The organism is Pseudokineococcus sp. 5B2Z-1, from assembly GCF_037482305.1.
GTDB lineage: Bacteria > Actinomycetota > Actinomycetes > Actinomycetales > Quadrisphaeraceae > Pseudokineococcus.
Genome location: NZ_JBBHZG010000002.1, coordinates 115555 through 134642 on the forward strand (window position 1 = coordinate 115555; position 19088 = coordinate 134642).

A 19088-nucleotide genomic window follows, 5' to 3' on the forward strand; every position below is an offset into this window, starting at 1 on the left:
TCGTGACCGTGCACGGTCACGAGCGTCGAACACCTGCGCGCTGGCGTCTCAGCTCTCGGTCCCGCCCCTGGCGCGCGCCGGCCGGGCGCGCAGGTGCGCGCGCTCACCCTGCGGCCCCATGAGCGCGAGCGCCTCGCAGACGTCGTCGCCCGCGTTCTCCATGGCGTGCGGCGTCCGGGTGTCGAACTCGGCCGCCTCGCCGGGCACGAGCACCATGTCGTGCGGCCCGAGCCGCAGGCGCAGCCGGCCGTCGAGGACGTAGAGCCACTCGTAGCCCTCGTGCGTGCGCTGCTCGGCCCCGACGCCGTAGCCCACCGGCAGCAGCAGCTTCATCGCCTGGATGCCCCCGGGGCGGCGCGTGAGGGGGACGACGGTCATGCCGCCGCGCTCGACGGGGCGGGCGCGGACGCGGGGGTCACCCGTCTCGGGGGCGTCGACGAGGTCGTCCAGCGCCACCCGGTGCGCCCGCGCCAGCGGCAGGAGCAGCTCGAGCGTGGGCCGCCGCTGCCCCGCCTCGAGGCGCGACAGCGTGCTCACGGAGATGCCCGTCTCCGCGGCCAGGTCCGCGAGCGTGCGGTCGCGGCGCTGCCGCAGGGCGCGCAGGCGCGGGCCCACGGCGTCGAGCACGGGGGAGAGGTCGTCGTCGGCCACGCCCCGCATCTTGCCGTTCCGGCAAGGATCGTTGCCACCCGGCTCTCGCGCGCGCACGCTCTCCGGGACGCGGTCGGAGGACGGCCGCACGGACGCGAGGAGGACCTGTGAGCGGGACGAGCGACGTGGGCGGGCAGCCCGTGGGGACGCACGAGGAGCTGCGCGAGCAGTACGACGTCGTCGTGGTCGGCGGCGGTGCGGCCGGACTCGCGGGGGCGCTGACGACGGCGCGGGCGCTGCGCAGCACCCTCGTCGTCGACGCCGGCGAGCCGCGCAACGCGCCCGCCGACGGCGTGCACAACTACCTGGGCCGCGAGGGCGCGGGCCCGCGCGAGCTCGTGGCGATCGGCCGGGCGGAGGTCGAGGCGTACGGGGGCCAGGTGGTCCGGGGCACGGCCGCCACGGCCGAGCGCCTCGAGGACGGCGGCCCCGGCGCGCCGCGCTTCCGCGTCGGCCTGCAGGACGGGCGCACCGTCCTGGCCCGCCGGCTGCTCGTGACGACGGGCGTGGAGGACGTCCTCCCCGACGTCCCGGGCCTCGCCGAGCGCTGGGGCCGCGACCTCCTGCACTGCCCGTTCTGCCACGGCCGGGAGGTCGCCGACCGCGTCGTCGGCGTCCTGTCCGTCAACGCGCACGGCCCCGACCAGGCGCTGATGTGGCGCGGGTGGAGCGAGCGGGTGGTGCTCCTGCAGCACACCGGGGCGGTGCCGACGCCCGAGCAGGCCGAGAGGCTCACCGCCCGGGGCGTCGAGGTCGTCGAGGGCGAGGTCGCGGCGCTCGACGTCGCGGACGACGCGCTCCACGGCGTGCGCCTGGCGGACGGGCGCGCCGTCGCCGTCGACGCGCTCGTCACGATGTCGCTGGCCGTCGCCCGCGGCGGTCTCCTCGGCGACCTCGGCGTCGCCACCGCCGAGCTCGCCATGGGCGAGCTCGTGCTCGGCGAGCACGTCCCGGCCGAGCCGACGGGCGCGACCTCCGTCCCCGGCCTGTGGGTGGCGGGCAACGTCACCACTCCCATGGCGCCGGTGCTCACCGCCGCGAGCGCCGGCATGACCGCGGGCTCGATGATCACCAAGGACCTCGTCGACGACGACACGGCCGTCGCGGTCGCCGCCCACCGCGGCGTCCTCGGGGCCGGCCGGGAGAGGGTGACGGCGTGAGCGCGGGGGAGCAGGACCAGCACGGGCACGGGCACGGCCAGGGGCAGGAGGGCCACGGGCACGGCCCCGGCGGGCAGCAGCGCGCGGCGGGCACCACCGACGCCGGCCGGGCCGTGCTCGAGGACGACGCGCTCGGCGTCGAGGAGCGGTGGGAGGGCTTCTACGTCGCCCGGGGCCGGATCTGGAGCGGTCGGCCCAACGCCCTGCTCGTCGAGGTGGCGGAGCCGCTGGTGCCCGGGCGCGCGCTCGACCTCGGGTGCGGGGAGGGCGGCGACTCGGTGTGGCTCGCCTCGCGCGGCTGGGCGGTGACGTCGGTCGACGTCGCGCCGACGGCGCTGGCCCGCACTCGCGAGGCGGCCGCGGCGGCCGGTGTGGAGGTCACCACGGAGCAGCACGACCTCGAGCGCTCGCTGCCCGCGGGGCCCTTCGACCTCGTGAGCGCCTTCTTCCTCCAGTCGCCGGTGGAGTGGGACCGCGCCGCCGTCCTGCGCCGGGCGTCGGGCCTCCTGGCGCCGGAGGGCCACCTCGTCCTCGTCGACCACGGCTCGGCGCCGTCGTGGAGCTGGCACGGCGGCCACGACTTCCCGACGGCGCAGGAGCTGCACGACGGGCTCGCCCTGCCGCCGGAGGACTTCGAGGCCGTCCGGGTCGACGCGCCGGTGCGCGTGGCGACCGGCCCCGAGGGGCAGGTCGGCGAGGTCACCGACACCGTCGTCGTCGTCCGCCGGCGCGGATGACGCCCGACCGGGGACGCGGAGCCGTGCGGGAGAGGGAGATCCGCACGGCCCCGCGTCCCCGGTCGCCGGGCTGCGACGGCCGGTGCCCGCGGCCACGATGGGGCGCGTGACCTCCACCGCCCCGGCCGTCGAGGTCGTCGACCTCGTCAAGCGCTACCCGAAGCGTGACAGCAACGCCGTCGACGGCGTGAGCTTCGCGGTCCGCCGCGGCGAGGTCTTCGGCCTCCTCGGCCCCAACGGGGCGGGCAAGACGACGACCGTCGGCGTCCTCACCACCCGTGTGCGCGCCACGAGCGGTCGCGCCGTGGTGGCGGGCGCCGACGTCGCCGCGGACCCGCCCGCGGCGCGGGCGCGGCTCGCCGTCGTGCCGCAGCGGCCCAACCTCGACCAGTCGCTGACGGCCCGGCAGAACCTCCTCTTCCACGCGGCCTACCACGGCGTCGGGAAGGGCGAGCGGGTCCGGCGGGCGGACGACCTGCTCGAGCGCTTCGGGCTGGGGGAGCGCGCGGACTCGAAGGTGGACAAGGTCTCCGGCGGGCAGGCGCAGCGGCTGATGATCGCCCGGGCGCTCATGCACGACCCGCAGGTCCTCTTCCTCGACGAGCCCAGCACCGGCCTCGACCCGCAGGCCCGGCTGTTCGTGTGGGAGCGGGTGCGCGACCTCCGCGAGCGCGGGACCACCGTCCTGCTGACGACGCACGACATGGACGAGGCGCAGGAGCTGTGCGACCGCGTCGGCGTCGTCGACCACGGGCGCCTGCTCGACCTCGACACCCCGGCGGCGCTCGTCGCGCGGCACAGCGACGGCGGCACCGTCGAGGTCGTCGTCACGCCCCCCGAGGGGGTGGACGACGTCGCGGGCGCGGTGCGGCAGGCCCTCGAGCGGGTCGACGGCGTCCGCGGGACCGACGAGATGCCCGCGGAGCGCCCGGCGGCGCGCGTGCGGGCCACCGTGGCGGGCGATCCCGCAGCCCTGCTCGCGCCCGTGGCCGAGGCCGTGGCGTCCACCGGCGCCGTCGTCACCGACGTCCGGCTCGGCCGGCCCGACCTCGAGGACGTCTTCATCAGCCTGACCGGGAGGGAGCTGCGGTGACCAGCACGACGGACGGCAGCACGACGGGCGGCGGCACGTCCGCGGGAGGCGGCGACGGCGCCCGCCGCGGCGTCGGCCACCTCGCCCCGGCGCTGGCGATCCTGCGCCGCGACCTCTTCGTCACGTGGCGCGAGCTGCCCGCCTTCCTCGCGCAGGTGCTGCTGCAGCCGGTCTTCCTGCTCTTCGTCTTCGGGCAGGTGCTGGGCTCGCTGGGCTTCCTGCAGGAGGGCTACGCCGCGCTGCTCTTCCCGGGCATCGTCGCGCTGACGGCGTTCCTCACGGCGCTGCAGAACACGGCGCTGCCGCTCGTCATCGACTTCTCCTTCAGCAAGGAGATCGAGGACCGGCTGCTCGCGCCGACGCCGACCACGGCCGTCGCGCTCGAGAAGATCGTCTTCTCGTCGCTGCGGGCCCTCGTCGCCGCGGCGGCGATGTTCCCCCTGGGCGTGTGGATCCTCGGCGAGATCCCCTGGCGCACCGAGGCGCTCGGCTGGGTGGTCCTCTTCGTCGTCCTCGGGGCGCTCACCGGGGCGGCGGCCGGCCTCACCCTCGGCACGCTCGTGCCGCCGAGCAAGATCAACATCGTCTTCGCGCTCGTCCTGACGCCGCTGCTCTTCACCGGCGCCTCGCAGTACCCGTGGGCCTCGCTCGACGTGCTGCGCTGGTTCCAGGTCGTCACGGCCCTCAACCCGCTGACCTACGTCTCCGAGGGACTGCGGGGCTCGCTGCTGCCGGCGACGCCGCACATCCCCGCCTGGGTGTGCGCGCTGGCCCTCGTCGGCTTCCTCGCGCTCTTCACGGCGACGGGGCTCAAGGGCTTCCTGCGCCGCGCGCTCGACTGACCGCTCGGCCCGGTCAGGGGCCAGGACGGGGACCGGGCCGACGCGCCGCGAGTCAGGCGAGCGGCCGCTCCTCCCAGGGCAGGCCCCGGCGCTCGGCCGTGGTGCGCAGGTGCTCGAGCACGAGGCGGGACCCCGGCGGCCACGCCCGCGCGGGGCGCACGTCGACGACGACGCCGCCGCGCGCCAGGGCGAGCCGGATGCTCCGCACGCACGCGGCCATCGCCGGCCCCCGGCCCTCCGGCGGCAGGTGCACGCGGACGGGCGGGGCCTCCGTCGTCCGGCTCGGGGCTGCTGCGCGCACGGCGTCCTCCGGGTGCCTCGTCGAGGCGCGGGCCCCTCGCCCGCGCAGCACCCATCCGACCGCGCGCGGCCGCCCGGCGTCGTCATCCCCCGGTACGGCTCCGCGCGTCCCCCTCGGGGAGGACGCGGCCGGGCACGTCGGCGACGACCCGCCCTCGGGAGGGGGCCGGGGAGGGCGAGCCGGCGACGACTCGCCCTCGGGAGGGGGCCGGGGAGGGCGAGCCGGCGACGACTCGCCCTCGGGAGGGGGCCGAGGAGGGCGAGCCGGCGACGACTCGCCCCCGTGAGGGGGCCGGGGAGGGCGAGCCGGCGACGACTCGCCCCGGTGAGGGGCAGGCTGGGGGCGTGCGCCCCTTCACCCAGGTCGACGTCTTCACCGACGAGCCCGCGCCCGGGCTCGGCAACCCCGTCGCCGTCGTCCACGACGCCGCGGGCCTCGACGACGCGGCGATGCAGCGCTTCGCGCGGTGGACGAACCTCTCCGAGACGACCTTCCTCCTCCCGCCGGAGGACCCGTCCGCCGACTACCGGCTGCGGATCTTCACCCCCGCGCGCGAGCTGCCCTTCGCCGGCCACCCGACGCTCGGCTCCGCGCGCGCCTGGCTCGAGGCGGGAGGGCGGCCGCGCGGCGAGCACGTCGTGCAGGAGTGCGGCGCCGGCCTCGTCCGGGTGCGGCGCGACCCCGACGTCGCCGGGCGGCTGGCCTTCGCCGCCCCGCCGCTCGTGCGCAGCGGTCCCGTCGACGCTGACCTCCTGGACCGGCTCCGGCGCGGCCTCGGCCTGGCGGCGGACGACGTCGTCGACGCCGCCTGGACCGACAACGGCCCCGGCTGGGTGTCGCTGCTCCTGCGCGACGCCGACGCCGTCCTCGCGGTGCGGCCCGACTGGTCGGCCCTCGACGGCCTCGACGTCGGCCTCGTCGGCCCCCACGTCGGCGGCGGTCCGGCGACCGTCGAGGTCCGCGCCTTCGCGATGGCGTCCGTCGCCGCGGAGGACCCGGTGACGGGCAGCCTCAACGCGGGCCTGGCCCAGTGGCTGCAGGCGAGCGGCCGGGTGCCGGCGGCCTACACGGCCGCGCAGGGCACGGCGCTGGGGCGCCGCGGCCGCGTCCACGTGCAGCGCGTGGGCGAGGACGTGTGGGTCGGCGGCGGCACGGTCGTGGGCGTCAGCGGGCGCGCGCTCGTCTGAGGAGCCCGTCCGGGGACGCGCGGAGGTCGTCCGCGCCGAGGGCTCAAGGTCGGGGCCCGACGTGCCGAGGAGGACCCGTGCGCCCGACCAGCCCGGCCCCCCTGCGGGACGCGCGGCGCCTCGTCCGGGCGGGGGCCGCCGTGGGCGTCGTCGCGCTGCTGTCGCTGCTCGCCGCGGCGGGGTGGGGCCTCGCGGGATCCGTCGCCTACTCCGTCCTCGCGGTCGCCGGCCTCGTCGTCCTCGCGGCCTCCGCGCGCCGCCAGCCGGCGGGGCGGGCGCCGTGGGTCCTGCTGGCCGTGGGGGTCGGCGTCCTCGTCTCGGGCCAGCTGTCGCTCATGTGGCTCGTCGACGACTACGCGCCCGAGCGCAGCCCCGAGGTGTGGCTCAGCGGCCTGGCGGAGCGGCCGGGCGCCTTCGCCGTCGGCCTCGTCGCCTACCCGGTGCTCCTCGCCGGCCAGCTCGTGCTGCTGCGCCAGCGCGTGAGCCGCGTCCTGCCGAGCTCGTGGCTCGACGTGACGGCGGCCGCCGCCCTCCTGGCCGCGGCCAGCTGGGCGTTCCTCGTCCCCGCCGCGGGGCGCACCCTGGGCCTCGAGCCGCTGGGCGCCCTCCTGCTCTCGGCGCGGCCGCTGCTCGACCTCCTCCTGCTCGTCCTCGCCGCCTCGACGTGGGGGCTCTCCGGCTGGAGGGCGGACCGGCGGCTGCCGATGCTCGTGCTCGCCTTCGCCGTCCTGGCCGCCAGCGACACCGCGGGCGCGCTGCACGTGGCGGGCGTCGTCGGCGGGCCGGTCGTCGGGGCGGGCGTCGACGTCGGCCGGCTCGTCGCCCTCGGCGTCGCCGCCGCGGCCGCCGCCACGCGGGCGAGCCGCCCCACGGGCGCCCGCGTCGACACCCTCGGCGCCGTCGCCACCTCCGTGCTCGCGCTCGTGCTCTGCGTCGCCCTCCTGGCGCTCGACCAGGTGCGGCCGCTGCCGCCGACGGCCGTCGGCCTCGTGCTGCTGACGCTGCTGCTCGTGGGGGCCAAGCTCCTCGTGGTCATCCGCGAGGTCGTGCGGCTCGCGGGCAGCCGCCAGCAGGCGCTCACCGACGACCTCACCGGTCTGGCGAACCGCCGCGCCTTCGACGGGGCGCTGGCCGCCGCCGGGGACGGCCGGCGGGCTGGCCTGCTGCTCGTGGACCTGGACCGCTTCAAGGAGGTCAACGACCGCCACGGCCACGCGGCGGGCGACGCGCTGCTGCGCCGCACGTCGACGGCGCTGCGGGACGTGGTGCCACGCACGGCCCTCGTGGCGCGCCTCGGCGGCGACGAGTTCGCCGTCCTGCTGCCCGGCGCGGACGTCGGCGCGGCCTCCGAGGCCGCGCGCGCGGTCGTCGCCGCGGTGGGAGCGGCGTCGGGCGCCGGGGCGGGGCCGGACGCGGGAGGGCCGGCCGTCGGCGCCAGCGTCGGCGTGGCGACGACGCCCGACGCGAGCGGGCGGTCCGTCGCCGCCGAGGAGCTGCTGCGCCGCGCGGACGCCGCGATGTTCGTCGCCAAGCGCGCGGGCCGGGAGGGCTCCCCCGAGCGCGCAGGTCCCCGGGACGGCGCCGCCGGCGCGTGGGGCGTCTACGACGAGGCCGCCGACGCCGAGCGCCGCGAGCGCCGGGAGACCCTCGAGGGCCTGCGCGCGGTGCTGTCGGGGGCGCCGGGCGTCGGGGACCTCGAGGTGCACTACCAGCCGCAGCTCGCGGCGTCCGGCGTCGTCGTCGGTGCCGAGGCGCTGGTCCGCTGGCGCCACCCCGACCGGGGCCTGCTGTCGCCGGCCGCCTTCCTCGACCTCGCCGAGGAGCACGGCCTCATGGGCGCGCTCACGTCGAGGGTCCTGCGCCGCGCGGCCGCGGACGCGGCCGGGTGGGCGCGGCGGGGGCACCGCCTGCGGGTCTCCGTCAACGTCTCGACGAGCGTCCTCGTCGACCCCGGGCTCATGCCCCTCGTCGAGGAGGTGCTGGCCCGCACCCCGCTCGCGGCGTCCGACCTCGTGCTCGAGATCACCGAGACGATGCTCATGCGGGACCCGGAGCGGGCCCTGCCGACGGCCCGCCGCCTCGCCGAGCGGGGCGTCGGGCTGAGCATCGACGACTACGGCACCGGCTACGCCTCCATGGGGTACCTCGACGACCTGCCGGCCACCGAGCTCAAGCTCGACCGCGCCTTCACCGCCCGCCTCGGCCGGCGGGAGCGGACCGCCGCCATCGTGCGCACGACCGTCGACCTCGCCCACCGGCTGGGCCTGCGCCTCGTCGCGGAGGGCGTCGAGGACGTCGCGACGCTCCGGGCGCTGCACGACCTCGGCGTCGACGAGACGCAGGGCTACCTCCACAGCCGCCCGCTCGACGCCGCCGCCTTCGGTCGGTGGCTCGACCGGCGCTGCGCCCCCGTGCCGCGCGTCGACGCGCCCGGCCCGGGGGCGCACGCCCCGGGGGCGCACGGCGCGGGCTCCTGCGGCGCCGGCGGCTCCGGGACGGCCGCGCCGGCGGCCGCCACGCGCTGAGGCCGGCGCGCTGCTCCGTCGGGCGCACCGACCAGGAGGTCCCTCAAGACCTCCTCCCGCCCCGTCGAGGGTCCGGTGTGGACCCGATGCCGAGACCGACGACCGCTCCGGGCGGCCCGCGAGCGGGCGCCCGCGCGCGCCGTCGCGGCGCCGTCGTCGCGGCCGCCGCCGGGCTCGTCGCGGTGGCCGCCCTCGGCGCCGCTCCCGGGGGCGGCGCCGCCGCTGCCGTCCTCTACTCGGCCATGGCGGTCGCGGGCGTCGCGCTCGTGCTCCTCGGCGCCGCGCGGCGCAGCACCGGGGGCGCGCCCTGGCTGCTCCTCGGTGCGGGCGCCGCCGCGCTCGTCGGCGGCCAGCTCGCCCTGATGTGGCTCGTGCCCGACTACGACCCCGTGCGCAGCCAGGAGGTCTGGCAGCGGGGCCTGCGCGAGCACCCGGCCGCCTTCGCCGTCGGCCTCGTCGCCTACCCGGTGCTCTACCTCGGCCTCATGCTCCTCCTGCGGGAGCGCGTGGCGCGGGTGCTGCCGAGCGCCTGGCTGGACGGCGCCGTCACGGCCGTCCTCCTCGCCGCGGTGAGCACGGGCTTCCTCGTCCCCGCCGCCGCGCGGGAGCCGGGGATGGACGCCGTCGGCGCGGTGCTGCTGTCGGCTCGGCCGCTGCTGGACCTGCTGCTCGCCGCCTTCGCCGTCGCCGTCTGGTCGCTGTCGGGGTGGCGCGCGGACCGCCGCCTGCCCCTCCTCGCCGCGGCCTTCACGGCCCTGCTCGCCAGCGACGCCGCGGGCGCCCTCCAGGTGGCCGGCCTCCTCGCCGGTGGGGTCGTGGGACCCGCCGTCGACCTGGGCCGGCTGGTGGCGCTGCTCCTCGTGGCCGCAGCGGCGACGAGCCCCGCCGGGCCCCCCTCGTCGTGGCGCTCGGAGAGCTTCGCCGTCGTCGTCACCCCCGTCCTCGGCCTGTCCGTCGGCGTCGCCCTGCTCGTGGCCGACCAGCTGCACCCCCTGCCGCGCCCGGCCGTGCTCCTGCTGCTCGCCGCCGTCGCGCTCGTGGGCGTCAAGCTGCTCCTCGTCATCCGCGAGGTGGTCGCGCTCGCGGGCAGCCACCGCCTCGCGATGACCGACGAGGTCACGGGCCTGGGCAACCGCCGCTCGCTCGAGGCGGGCCTGCGCGCCGGCCTCGAGGCGGGCGACCGTCTCGCGCTGGTGCTGCTGGACCTCGCCCGCTTCGCCGACGTCAACGGCCGCTTCGGCACCGCGACCGGCGACGCTCTGCTGCACCGGGTGGGCGCCCTCGTGGCGGGCGGCCTGCCCGCCCGGGCCCACCTCGCCCGCCTCGGGGGCGACGAGTTCGCCGTCCTCCTGCCCGGCGCCGGCACGGCGACGGCGACGGCGGCGGCGCGGGCGGCGGTCGCGCGCGCCACAGGGGCGGTCGTCGTCGGGGAGCGGGTCGTGGGCGTGGCCGTGGTCGCCGGCGTCGCGACCTCGCCCGGGGTCGACGGGCGCGCCCTGGGCGCCGACGAGCTCCTCCGCCGCGCGGAGGCCGCCCTGCGCAGCGCCAAGCGCGACGGGGGCGCCGACGCGGTCGTCGCCCACGACGACGCCGTCGACGCCGAGCTCCGCGAGCGCCGGGCCCTGGTGGAGGACCTGCGCGCCGGTCTCGCCGGCGGGGACCCCGCGGCCGGCGTCGGCCGGCTCGTCGTGCACTACCAGCCGCAGGTGGCCGCCCGCGGCGAGGTGGCCGGCGTCGAGGCGCTGGTGCGCTGGGAGGACCCGCGGCGCGGGCTCCTGCCGCCGGCCGTCTTCCTCGACCTCGTCGAGGAGCACGGCCTCATGGCCGCGGTGACCACGCGGGTGCTCCAGCAGGCGGTCGAGGACGCGGCCCGCTGGCGCGCGCAGGGGCGCCCGCTGCGCGTCTCGGTCAACCTCTCCACGAGCTGCCTCGTCAACCCAGACCTGCTGCCCCTCGTCGACGAGGTGCTCTCCGCGAGCCGCACGGCGCCGTCCGAGCTCGTCCTCGAGGTGACCGAGACGATGCTCATGCACGACGCCGAGGCGGCCGTCCGGACGGCCCGGTGCCTCGCCGAGCGGGGGCTCGGGCTGAGCATCGACGACTACGGCACCGGGTACGCGTCGATGACGTACCTCACGGACCTGCCCGCCACCGAGCTCAAGCTCGACCGGTCCTTCACCACCCGGCTGCTGCACGACGAGCGCACGGCCGCCGTCGTGCGCACGACCGTCGACCTGGCGCACCGGCTGGGCATGTCGGTGGTGGCCGAGGGGGTGGAGGACGAGCGCACCCTCGCGGCGCTGCGCGAGCTGGGCGTCGACGAGACGCAGGGCTACCTGCACAGCCGCCCGCTGGACCGGGCGGCCCTGGAGCGGTGGTTGGACGCCCCGCCGCCCGCCGCGAGGACCGTCCCGGGGCCCGTCGCGGGGCCGCGCTCGCGCCCCGTGCCGCGCCCGCGCGGGGACGCGGCTCAGACCTCGAGCCGGTAGCCCACGCCCGGCTCGGTGAGCAGGTGCCGCGGCCGGCTCGGGTCGGGCTCGAGCTTGCGGCGCAGCTGCGCGACGTAGACCCGCAGGTAGTGGCCGTCACCGCGCAGGTGCGGGCCGCGGAGCTCGGCGAGCAGCAGCTGCTGGGGGACGACGCGGCCCGGCGCGCGGGCCAGCAGCTCGAGCAGGTGCCACTCCGTGGGCGTCAGGCGCACGGGCGCCCCGTCGCGCAGGACGAGGCGGCGGGCGAGGTCGACGTCGAAGGAGGCCGTGCGCACCACCGGCTCGGCGACCTCCGACGGGCCGCGCCGGACGGCGGCGCGCAGCCGGGCGAGCAGCACGTCCATGCCGAAGGGCTTGGTGACGACGTCGTCGGCGCCGGCGTCGAGCGCCTCGACGGCGTCGTCGCCCGTCGAGCGCGCGGTGAGGACGAGGACGGGCACGGCCGACCAGCCCCGCACGGCGGCGAGCACGTCGAGGCCGTCCATGTCCGGCAGGCCGAGGTCGAGGACGACGACGTCCGGGTGCGCGGAGGCCGCCGCGGCCACGCCCTCCGCGCCCGTCGCCGCCGTCACGACCTCGTACCCCGACGCGCGCAGGGTGATGGCGAGAGCGCGTGCGAGGGCGCGGTCGTCCTCGACGACGAGCGCCCGCGTCACGGGGCGCTCCCCGCCGGCGCCCGCTCCTCGTCGACCGGCGCAGCGCCGGTGGCGGCCGGCGCGGCCCCGGTCAGGGGCAGCCGGAGCACGACGGTGAGGCCGCCGCCGGGCGTGCCCTCGGCCTCGAGGGTGCCGTCGTGGGCCTCGACGAACCCGCGGGCGACGGCGAGCCCGAGCCCGCTGCCCTCCTCGCTGCGGCTGTCGTCGAGGCGGTGGAAGGCGGTGAAGACGGCGTCCACCTGGTCCTCCGGCACGCCGGGGCCGCGGTCGACGACGCGGACGACGAGGTGCCCGCCCGCCCGCCCGGCGGTGACGACGACCGGCGCGGACGACGGCGCGTGCCGGACGGCGTTCTCGAGCACGTTGCCGAGGGCGCGCACGAGCAGGCCCGCGTCGACGTCGAGCAGCGGCAGGTCCTCGGGCACGTCGAGCCGGATCCGCTCCGCGGGCAGGCCGGAGGCGGCGCGGGGCACGAGCTCGTCGAGCGCCGTCGGCCGTCGTCGCAGCGCCAGCGCGCCGGCGTCGAGGCGGCTCATGTCGAGCAGGTCGTCGACGAGCTGCTGCAGCCGGTCGGCGGAGGCCTCGACGTCGGCGAGCAGCGCCGCCTGGTCCTCGGGGCCGAGCTCGACGTCCTCCAGCCGGAGGGCGCTGACCCCCGCCTTGACCCCGGCGAGCGGCGTGCGCAGGTCGTGCGAGACGGCGGCGAGCAGGGCGGTGCGCACCTTCGTCAGCTCCCGCTCGCGCCGGGTCTGGCGGGCGCTCTCGCGCAGGCGGTCCCGCTCGACCACGGTGCCGACCTGGACGGCGACGGCCGTGACGACCCGGGCGTCCTCGCCGCGCAGCGCCGGCCCGCTGAGGGCGAGGAGGAGGTCGTCGCCCGCCGGCACCGTCGTCGTCGCCGCGGCGGGGGTGGCCGGCGCCTCGCCCGCGGCGGCGAGCGTCGCGCACGCGCCGCCGGGACCGCGGGCCAGGACGGCCGCGCCGCGCTGCCCGAAGAGCTCGCGGACCCGCTCCAGCAGCGCCGGCAGGGCGTCCTGGCCGCGCAGGACCGACCCGGCGAGCGCGGAGAGGACGTCGGACTCCGCGCGGGCCCGCAGCGCCTGGGTGGTGCGGCGGGCGGCGAGGTCGACGACGGCGGAGACGGCGAGGGCCACGGCCACGAGCACGCCGATGGCGAGGGCGTTCTGGGGCCGGGCGATCGTCAGCGTGTACAGCGGCGGGGTGAAGAGCACGTTGGCGAGCACCCCGCCGAGGAGGGCGGCGAGCACGGCGGGGCCGAGGCCGCCGAGGATGGCGACGCCGACGGTGAGCGCGAGGAAGAGCAGCAGGTCGATGGCGAGGTCGAGCTGACCGCGCGCGAGGTGCAGGCCCCCGGCGAGGACGAGGGGCCCGAGCGCCGCGAGCGCCCAGCCCCACGCGCGGCGCCGGGGCGCGAGCAGGGCCCGGCGGCCGCGGGCGGTGCGGGCGCGGCCGGCCTGGGCGTGCGTGACGATCTGGACGTCGATGTCGCCGCTGTCGCGGACGACGGCGGCGCCCACGCCGGGGGACAGGGCGGCGGCGACCCGGCCGCGGCGGCTCGCGCCGATGACGACCTGGGTGGCGTTGACCCCGCGCGCGAAGTCGAGCACCGCGGAGGCGACGTCGTCCCCGACCACGGCGTGCCACGTGCCCCCGAGGGACTCCACGAGGCGGCGCTGGCGGGCGAGGCTGTCGGGTGCGGCGCCCGCCAGGCCGTCCTGCGCCGACACGTGCAGGGCCACGAGCTCCCCGCCCGGGCCCCGGCCGGCGATGCGCGCGCCCCGGCGGACGAGCGCCTCGCCCTCCGGGCCGCCGGTGAGGGCGACGACGACGCGCTCGCGGGCGGCCCACGGCGTCGCGATGCCCTGGTCGGCGCGGTAGCGCACGAGGGCGGCGTCGACCCGGTCGGCCACCCACAGCAGGGCCAGCTCGCGCAGCGCCGTGAGGTTGCCGACCCGGAAGTACTGGCTGAGGGCCGCGTCGACCTTCTCGGCGGCGTAGACGTCGCCGTGCGCCATGCGGCGGCGCAGCGCCTGCGGGCTCATGTCGACGAGCTCGACCTGGTCGGCCGCGCGGACCACGGAGTCGGGCACCGTCTCGCGCTGGCGCACGCCCGTGATCGTCGCGACGACGTCGGCGAGGGATTCGAGGTGCTGGACGTTGACCGTCGTCACGACGTCGATCCCGGCGTCGAGCAGCGCCTCGACGTCCTGCCAGCGCTTCTCGTGGCGCGAGCCCGGCGCGTTGGTGTGGGCGAGCTCGTCGACGAGGGCGACCTGCGGGGCGCGGGCGAGGACGGCGTCGAGGTCCATCTCCTCCAGCCGGGCCCCGCGGTGCTCGACGGCGCGGCGCGGCACCACCTCGAGGTCGCCGACCATCTCCGCCGTCCGCGCCCGGCCGTGCGTCTCGACGAGGGCGACGACGACGTCGCCGCCGCGGTCGCGGCGCCGCCGCCCCTCGTCGAGCATCCGGTAGGTCTTGCCGACGCCCGGCGCCGCGCCGAGGTGCACGCGCAGCGAGCCCCTCACCCCGTCCTCCGCACGGGCCGATGGTCCCGCGTCCCCGGGCCCGGCCGCGCCGGGGCTCGCCCGGGGCCCGGACGCAGACTGAGACGCGGGCTCGGGCGCGGGCTCACCGCACGGCCGCCGGCCCGGCGGCGTCCTCCAGCGCGACGTTGAGGGCGAGGACGTCGACGACCGGCTCACCGACGAAGCCGAGCGCCCGGCCGCGGCTCGCGCCCTCGACGAGCGCGCGCACCTCCGCCTCGGGCAGGCCGCGCTCGCGGGCCACGCGCGGCACCTGCAGCGCCGCGTACTCCGGGGACACGTGGGGGTCGAGCCCGGAGCCCGACGCCGTCACCGCGTCCGGCGGCACGGCCGCGGGGTCGACGCCCTCGCGCGCGGCGACGGCCGCGCGCCGCTCCTCGACGAGGGCGAGCAGCTCGGGGCTGCTCGGCCCGAGGTTCGACGCCCCGGAGGCCAGCGGGTCGTAGCCGTCGCCGGCCGCGGACGGGCGGGGGTGGAACCAGGCGTCGCCGCCGGGTCCGTCGGGCACGGCCTGGCCCAGCAGCGCGGAGCCGACGACGGCGCCGTCGACCCGCACGGGCGAGCCGTCCGCCCGCTCGGGCACGAGGCGGCCGGCGAGCAGGACGGCGCCGGGGTAGGCGACGCCGAGCAGCAGCGTCAGGGCGAGCAGGAGGCGCAGGCAGGCGCCGGCGAGGCGCAGCGGCGCGGTGGCGCGTGCGGGCATGTCAGCCGATCCCGGGGAGGAGGGAGAGGAGCAGGTCGAGGGCCTTGATGCCGACGAAGGGCGCCACCACGCCGCCGAGCCCGAAGACGAGCAGGTTGCGGCGCAGGAGCGACGAGGCGTCGGCGGGCCGGTACCGCACGCCGCGCAGGGCGAGCGGGATGAGCGCGACGATGACGAGCGCGTTGAAGACGACGGCCGACAGGACGGCCGACTGCGGCGTCGCGAGGTGCATGACGTCGAGCGCCTCGAGGCCGGGGAAGAGCCCGGCGAAGAGGGCGGGCAGGATCGCGAAGTACTTGGCGACGTCGTTGGCGAGGCTGAAGGTCGTCAGCGCGCCGCGGGTGATGAGCAGCTGCTTGCCGATGGCCACGACCTCGATGAGCTTCGTCGGGTCGGAGTCGAGGTCGACCATGTTGCCGGCCTCCTTGGCGGCCGACGTGCCCGATCCCATCGCCACGCCCACGTCGGCCTGCGCCAGCGCGGGGGCGTCGTTGGTGCCGTCGCCCGTCATGGCCACGAGGTGCCCGCCGGCCTGCTCGGCGCGGATGCGCGCCATCTTGTCCTCGGGCGTCGCCTCGGCGATGACGTCGTCGACCCCGGCCTGCCGGGCGATCGCGGCGGCGGTCACGGGGTTGTCGCCGGTCACCATGACCGTCCGGATGCCCATGCGGCGCAGCTCGGCGAAGCGCGCGGCCATGCCCTCCTTGACGACGTCCTCGAGCTGCACGACGCCGAGGACGCGCGCCGGGGCCCTGTCGGCGCGCTCGGCGACGACGAGCGGGGTGCCGCCGCGGCGGGCGACGTCCTCGACCGCGGCGTCCACCGCCGGCGAGGCGCCGCCGCCCTCGGCGCGCACCCAGGCCAGCACCGAGGCCGCGGCCCCCTTGCGCACGCTGCGCGCGCCGCCCGGCGCCCCCGGCCCGAGGTCGACGCCGCTCATGCGGGTCTGGGCGGTGAAGGGGACCTCGACGAGGTCGCCCTCGGGCGTCGTGGCCCGCGCGCCCGGGGCGTCGTCGCCGGCGTCGACGAGCGCGACGACGGAGCGGCCCTCCGGCGTCTCGTCGGCGACGCTCGCCAGCCGCGCCGCCGCCGCCAGCTCGTCGGCGCCGACCCCCGGCGCGGGCAGGAGGGCGGTCGCCCGGCGGGCGCCGTAGGTGATGGTGCCGGTCTTGTCGAGGAGCAGGACGTCGACGTCGCCGGCCGCCTCGACGGCGCGCCCGGACATCGCGAGCACGTTCCGCTGGACGAGCCGATCCATGCCGGCGATGCCGATGGCCGAGAGCAGCGCCCCGATCGTCGTCGGGATGAGGCAGACGAGCAGGGCCACGAGCACGACGAGCGGCTGCACCTGCCCGGAGTAGGCGCTGAAGGGCTGCAGCGTCACGACGGCGAGGAGGAAGACGAGCGTCAGCGAGGACAGCAGGAGGTCCAGCGCGCGCTCGTTCGGCGTCTTGGCGCGGGAGGAGCCCTCGACGAGGGCGATCATCCGGTCGAGGAAGGACGCGCCGGGCTCGGCGGTGATGCGCACGACGATCCGGTCGGAGAGCACCGTCGTCCCGCCGGTCACCGAGGACCGGTCGCCCCCGGACTCCCGGACGACGGGCGCCGACTCACCGGTGACGGCCGACTCGTCCACCGAGGCGACGCCCTCGACGACGTCCCCGTCGCCGGGGACGACCTGGCCGGCCTCGACGACGACGAGGTCGCCCACGTGCAGCTCGGGGGCGGCCACCTCCTCCTCGGTGCCGTCCGCGCGCAGCCGCCGCGCCGTCGTCGTCGCGCGGGCGCGGCGCAGGCTCTCGGCCTGCGCGCGGCCGCGGCCCTCGGCGACGGCCTCGGCGAGGCCCGCGAAGAGGACGGTCGCCCACAGCCACGCGGCGACGAGGACGGCGAAGACCGAGGGGTCGAGCACCGCGAGCACGGTGGTGGCGACGGAGCCGACCCACACGACCATCATCACGGGGTGGCGCACCTGGTCGCGCGGGTCGAGCTTGCGCGCCGCCGTCGGCAGCGCGGCGAGGAGCTGGCGCGGGGAGAAGGACCCGGCGCCGACGCGGCCGCCGGCCGAGGGCCCGCCGGTCTCGTCGTCGGGGGCGGCGCCCCGCGGCGCCCCGGGAGCGGGCTGGACGGGGGTGGTGGTGCTCACGAGAGGGCCTCCGCGAGGGGCGCCAGCGCGAGGGCCGGCACGAAGGTGAGCCCGGCCACGACGACGACGACCACCGCGAGGAGGACGCCGAAGACGGGGGAGCGGGTGGACAGGGTGCCGGCGCCCGCGGGCACGGCCGTCTGGCGCGCCAGGGAGCCGGCGAGGGCCAGCACGAGGACGACGGGCACGAAGCGGCCGAGCAGCATGACGACGCCGAGGGCGGTGTTCTGGTACGTCGTCGCCGCGCCGAAGCCGGCGAAGGCCGAGCCGTTGTTGTTCGCCGCCGAGGCGTACGCGTAGAGGACCTCCGACAGCCCGTGGGGCCCGGCGTCCTGCACCGACGCCCCGACGAGGGCGGGGACGCCGGCCGTGAGCGCGGCGCCGACGAGCAGGAGCGCCGGCATGGTCAGCACGGACAGGGCCACGAGGACCATCTGCCGGGGGCCGATCTTCTTGCCGAGCAGCTCGGGGGTGCGCCCGACCATGAGGCCGGCGAGGAAGACCGCGACGACGGCGAGCACGAGCATCCCGTAGAGCCCGGAGCCGACCCCGCCCGGCGTCACCTCGCCGAGCATCATGTTCAGCAGGAGGACGCCGCCGCCCGCGGCGGTGTAGGAGTCGTGGAAGCTGTTGACGGCGCCGGTCGACGTCGCCGTGGTCGAGGCCGCGAAGAGGGCCGAGAGCGTCTCGCCGAAGCGGACCTCCTTGCCCTCCATCGCCGCCCCGGCCGCCTGCGGCGCGAGACCGCGGCCCGCCGTCTCGGCCCAGGTGACCGCCGTGACGGCGAGCAGCCACAGCCCGCCCATGACGGCGAGGAGCAGGTGCCCCTGGCGCCGGTCGCCCACGAGGCGGCCGAGCGCCGCCGGCATCGAGAAGGGGATGAGCAGGAGCAGGAAGACCTGCAGGAGGCTCACCCACGCGCTCGGGCCCTCGAACGGGTGCGCGGAGTTGGCGTTGTAGAAGCCGCCGCCGTTGGTGCCGAGCTCCTTGATCGCCTCCTGCGAGGCGACGGGCCCGCCGACGAGCGTCTGCTCGCCGCCGGTCAGCGTCGTCACGGTGGTGGGCTCGGCGAGGTTCTGGACCACGCCGCCGAGGAGCAGGACGAGCGCGGCGACGAGCGACAGGGGGAGCAGGACGCGGACGCACGTGCGCACGAGGTCGGCCCAGAAGCTGCCCAGCCGGTCGGTGCGCGAGCGCGTGAAGCCGCGCACGAGCGCGACGGCGACGCTGACGCCGACGGCGGCGGACAGGAAGTGCTGCACCGCGAGGCCGCCCGCCTGCACGAGGTGCCCCATGGCGGTCTCGCCGCTGTAGGACTGCCAGTTCGTGTTCGTCACGAACGAGACGGCGGTGTTCCACGCCGTCGGGGCCGGCACGCCCGGCAGGCCGAGGGCGAGCGGCAGCGCGGCCTGCACCCGCTGGAGCGCGTAGAGGAGCAGCACCGAGACGGCCGAGAGGACGAGGACCGACCGGGCGTAGACCGGCCAGCGCAGGTCGGCGTCCGGGTCGACGCCCGCCGCGCGGTAGACGGCGCGCTCGAGCGCGAGGTGCCGGGTGCTGATCAGGCAGCGCGCGATCCACGCGCCCAGCGGACCCTGCGCGGCGAGCAGCGCGGCGACGAGGACGGCGACCTGCAGGGCGCCCGCGGCGGCGTCGCTCACGACCGGTCCGCCCGCAGGAGCGCCGCGAGCAGGTAGCCCGCCAGGGCGAGGGCCACGAGCAGGGCGACGACGTGCTCGGCGCTCACGAGCGCCGACCCGCGGTCTCGAGGTGCGAGGTCTCGGGGGCCGCGTCGACGCGGGCCCGGTCGCCGGGAGCGGGCTCGTCGGGACCGGGCGCCAAGGGGGTGCGGTCGAGGGTGAGCGCCTCGAGGCCGTGGACGAGGAGGAGCAGGGCGGCGAAGCCGCCGAGCGTCAGGAGCACGTAGGCCGCATCGGCCACGGGGGACCTCCGGGGAGGACGGGAGCGGGCGCCGGCGCGGGGGGGGGAAGGGGGGAGAAACCCCCCCCCAACCCCGCCCCCCAGACCTCACAC

16 protein-coding genes are annotated in these 19088 nt (G+C 78.1%); 7 read left to right on the top strand and 9 right to left on the bottom strand.

Annotated features, from left to right (window positions below; genetic code table 11):
- Positions 1–48 precede the first annotated feature (48 nt).
- Complete coding sequence (locus WDV85_RS04790; RefSeq protein ID WP_445263221.1) at positions 49–660, bottom strand: helix-turn-helix domain-containing protein; 612 nt, start codon at positions 658–660, stop codon at positions 49–51.
- 98 nt (positions 661–758) lie between these two features.
- Between WDV85_RS04790 and WDV85_RS04795 the strand changes: the two genes are divergently transcribed.
- The 4 genes from WDV85_RS04795 to WDV85_RS04810 all read left to right on the top strand — a co-directional run bounded on the left by WDV85_RS04795 (position 759) and on the right by WDV85_RS04810 (position 4483).
- Positions 759–1811, top strand: coding sequence for an NAD(P)/FAD-dependent oxidoreductase (locus tag WDV85_RS04795; RefSeq protein WP_339569543.1), 1053 nt, complete (start codon positions 759–761; stop codon positions 1809–1811).
- Entirely contained in the window at positions 1808–2548 is a 741-nt protein-coding gene (locus tag WDV85_RS04800) for a class I SAM-dependent methyltransferase (RefSeq protein WP_339569544.1), read from the top strand. Before WDV85_RS04795 ends, WDV85_RS04800 begins: the two co-directional genes overlap by 4 nt.
- A gap of 97 nt (positions 2549–2645) precedes the next feature.
- Positions 2646–3641, top strand: coding sequence for an ABC transporter ATP-binding protein (locus tag WDV85_RS04805; protein ID WP_445263222.1), 996 nt, complete (start codon positions 2646–2648; stop codon positions 3639–3641).
- A gap of 92 nt (positions 3642–3733) precedes the next feature.
- Positions 3734–4483, top strand: a complete 750-nt coding sequence (locus WDV85_RS04810; RefSeq protein WP_445263223.1) for an ABC transporter permease — start codon at positions 3734–3736, stop codon at positions 4481–4483.
- Positions 4484–4535: 52 nt separating this feature from the next.
- Here the strand turns inward: WDV85_RS04810 and WDV85_RS04815 are convergent, their stop codons facing one another.
- Positions 4536–4784, bottom strand: coding sequence for a hypothetical protein (locus tag WDV85_RS04815; protein WP_298805746.1), 249 nt, complete (start codon positions 4782–4784; stop codon positions 4536–4538).
- A 344-nt stretch (positions 4785–5128) separates the two neighbouring features.
- On the opposite strand from WDV85_RS04815, the gene WDV85_RS04820 reads away from it, so the two are divergent.
- The 3 genes from WDV85_RS04820 to WDV85_RS04830 all read left to right on the top strand — a co-directional run bounded on the left by WDV85_RS04820 (position 5129) and on the right by WDV85_RS04830 (position 10985).
- Positions 5129–5971: a PhzF family phenazine biosynthesis protein gene (locus WDV85_RS04820; RefSeq protein WP_339569547.1), complete on the top strand. Its 843-nt coding sequence runs from the start codon at positions 5129–5131 to the stop codon at positions 5969–5971.
- Positions 5972–6048: 77 nt separating this feature from the next.
- Positions 6049–8496 (top strand): putative bifunctional diguanylate cyclase/phosphodiesterase, encoded by a 2448-nt coding sequence (locus WDV85_RS04825; protein WP_339569548.1) that lies wholly within the window; start codon positions 6049–6051, stop codon positions 8494–8496.
- A gap of 86 nt (positions 8497–8582) precedes the next feature.
- Positions 8583–10985, top strand: a complete 2403-nt coding sequence (locus WDV85_RS04830; protein ID WP_339569549.1) for a putative bifunctional diguanylate cyclase/phosphodiesterase — start codon at positions 8583–8585, stop codon at positions 10983–10985.
- Here WDV85_RS04830 and WDV85_RS04835 read toward each other — a convergent pair.
- The 7 genes from WDV85_RS04835 to WDV85_RS04865 form a co-directional block, all read right to left on the bottom strand.
- The gene (locus tag WDV85_RS04835) at positions 10967–11641 is read right to left on the bottom strand and encodes a response regulator (protein ID WP_171202424.1); all 675 of its coding nucleotides are present in this window, start codon (positions 11639–11641) and stop codon (positions 10967–10969) included. The two genes, WDV85_RS04830 and WDV85_RS04835, sit on opposite strands and share 19 nt — an antisense overlap.
- A complete protein-coding gene (locus WDV85_RS04840; protein ID WP_339569550.1) occupies positions 11638–14187 on the bottom strand; it encodes an ATP-binding protein in 2550 nt (849 codons plus the stop codon). Before WDV85_RS04840 ends, WDV85_RS04835 begins: the two co-directional genes overlap by 4 nt.
- Positions 14188–14290: 103 nt before the next feature.
- Positions 14291–14908, bottom strand: a complete 618-nt coding sequence (gene kdpC / locus WDV85_RS04845) for a potassium-transporting ATPase subunit KdpC (RefSeq protein ID WP_339569551.1) — start codon at positions 14906–14908, stop codon at positions 14291–14293.
- Position 14909: 1 nt separating this feature from the next.
- Complete coding sequence (gene kdpB, locus WDV85_RS04850) at positions 14910–17054, bottom strand: potassium-transporting ATPase subunit KdpB (protein ID WP_339569552.1); 2145 nt, start codon at positions 17052–17054, stop codon at positions 14910–14912.
- The gene (gene kdpA, locus WDV85_RS04855) at positions 17051–18715 is read right to left on the bottom strand and encodes a potassium-transporting ATPase subunit KdpA (protein WP_339569553.1); all 1665 of its coding nucleotides are present in this window, start codon (positions 18713–18715) and stop codon (positions 17051–17053) included. The genes kdpB and kdpA overlap by 4 nt, the downstream gene beginning before the upstream one ends.
- Positions 18712–18801, bottom strand: coding sequence for a K(+)-transporting ATPase subunit F (kdpF, locus tag WDV85_RS04860; RefSeq protein WP_339569554.1), 90 nt, complete (start codon positions 18799–18801; stop codon positions 18712–18714). Before kdpF ends, kdpA begins: the two co-directional genes overlap by 4 nt.
- The gene (locus WDV85_RS04865) at positions 18798–18995 is read right to left on the bottom strand and encodes a hypothetical protein (RefSeq protein ID WP_339569555.1); all 198 of its coding nucleotides are present in this window, start codon (positions 18993–18995) and stop codon (positions 18798–18800) included. Before WDV85_RS04865 ends, kdpF begins: the two co-directional genes overlap by 4 nt.
- Positions 18996–19088: the final 93 nt, after the last annotated feature.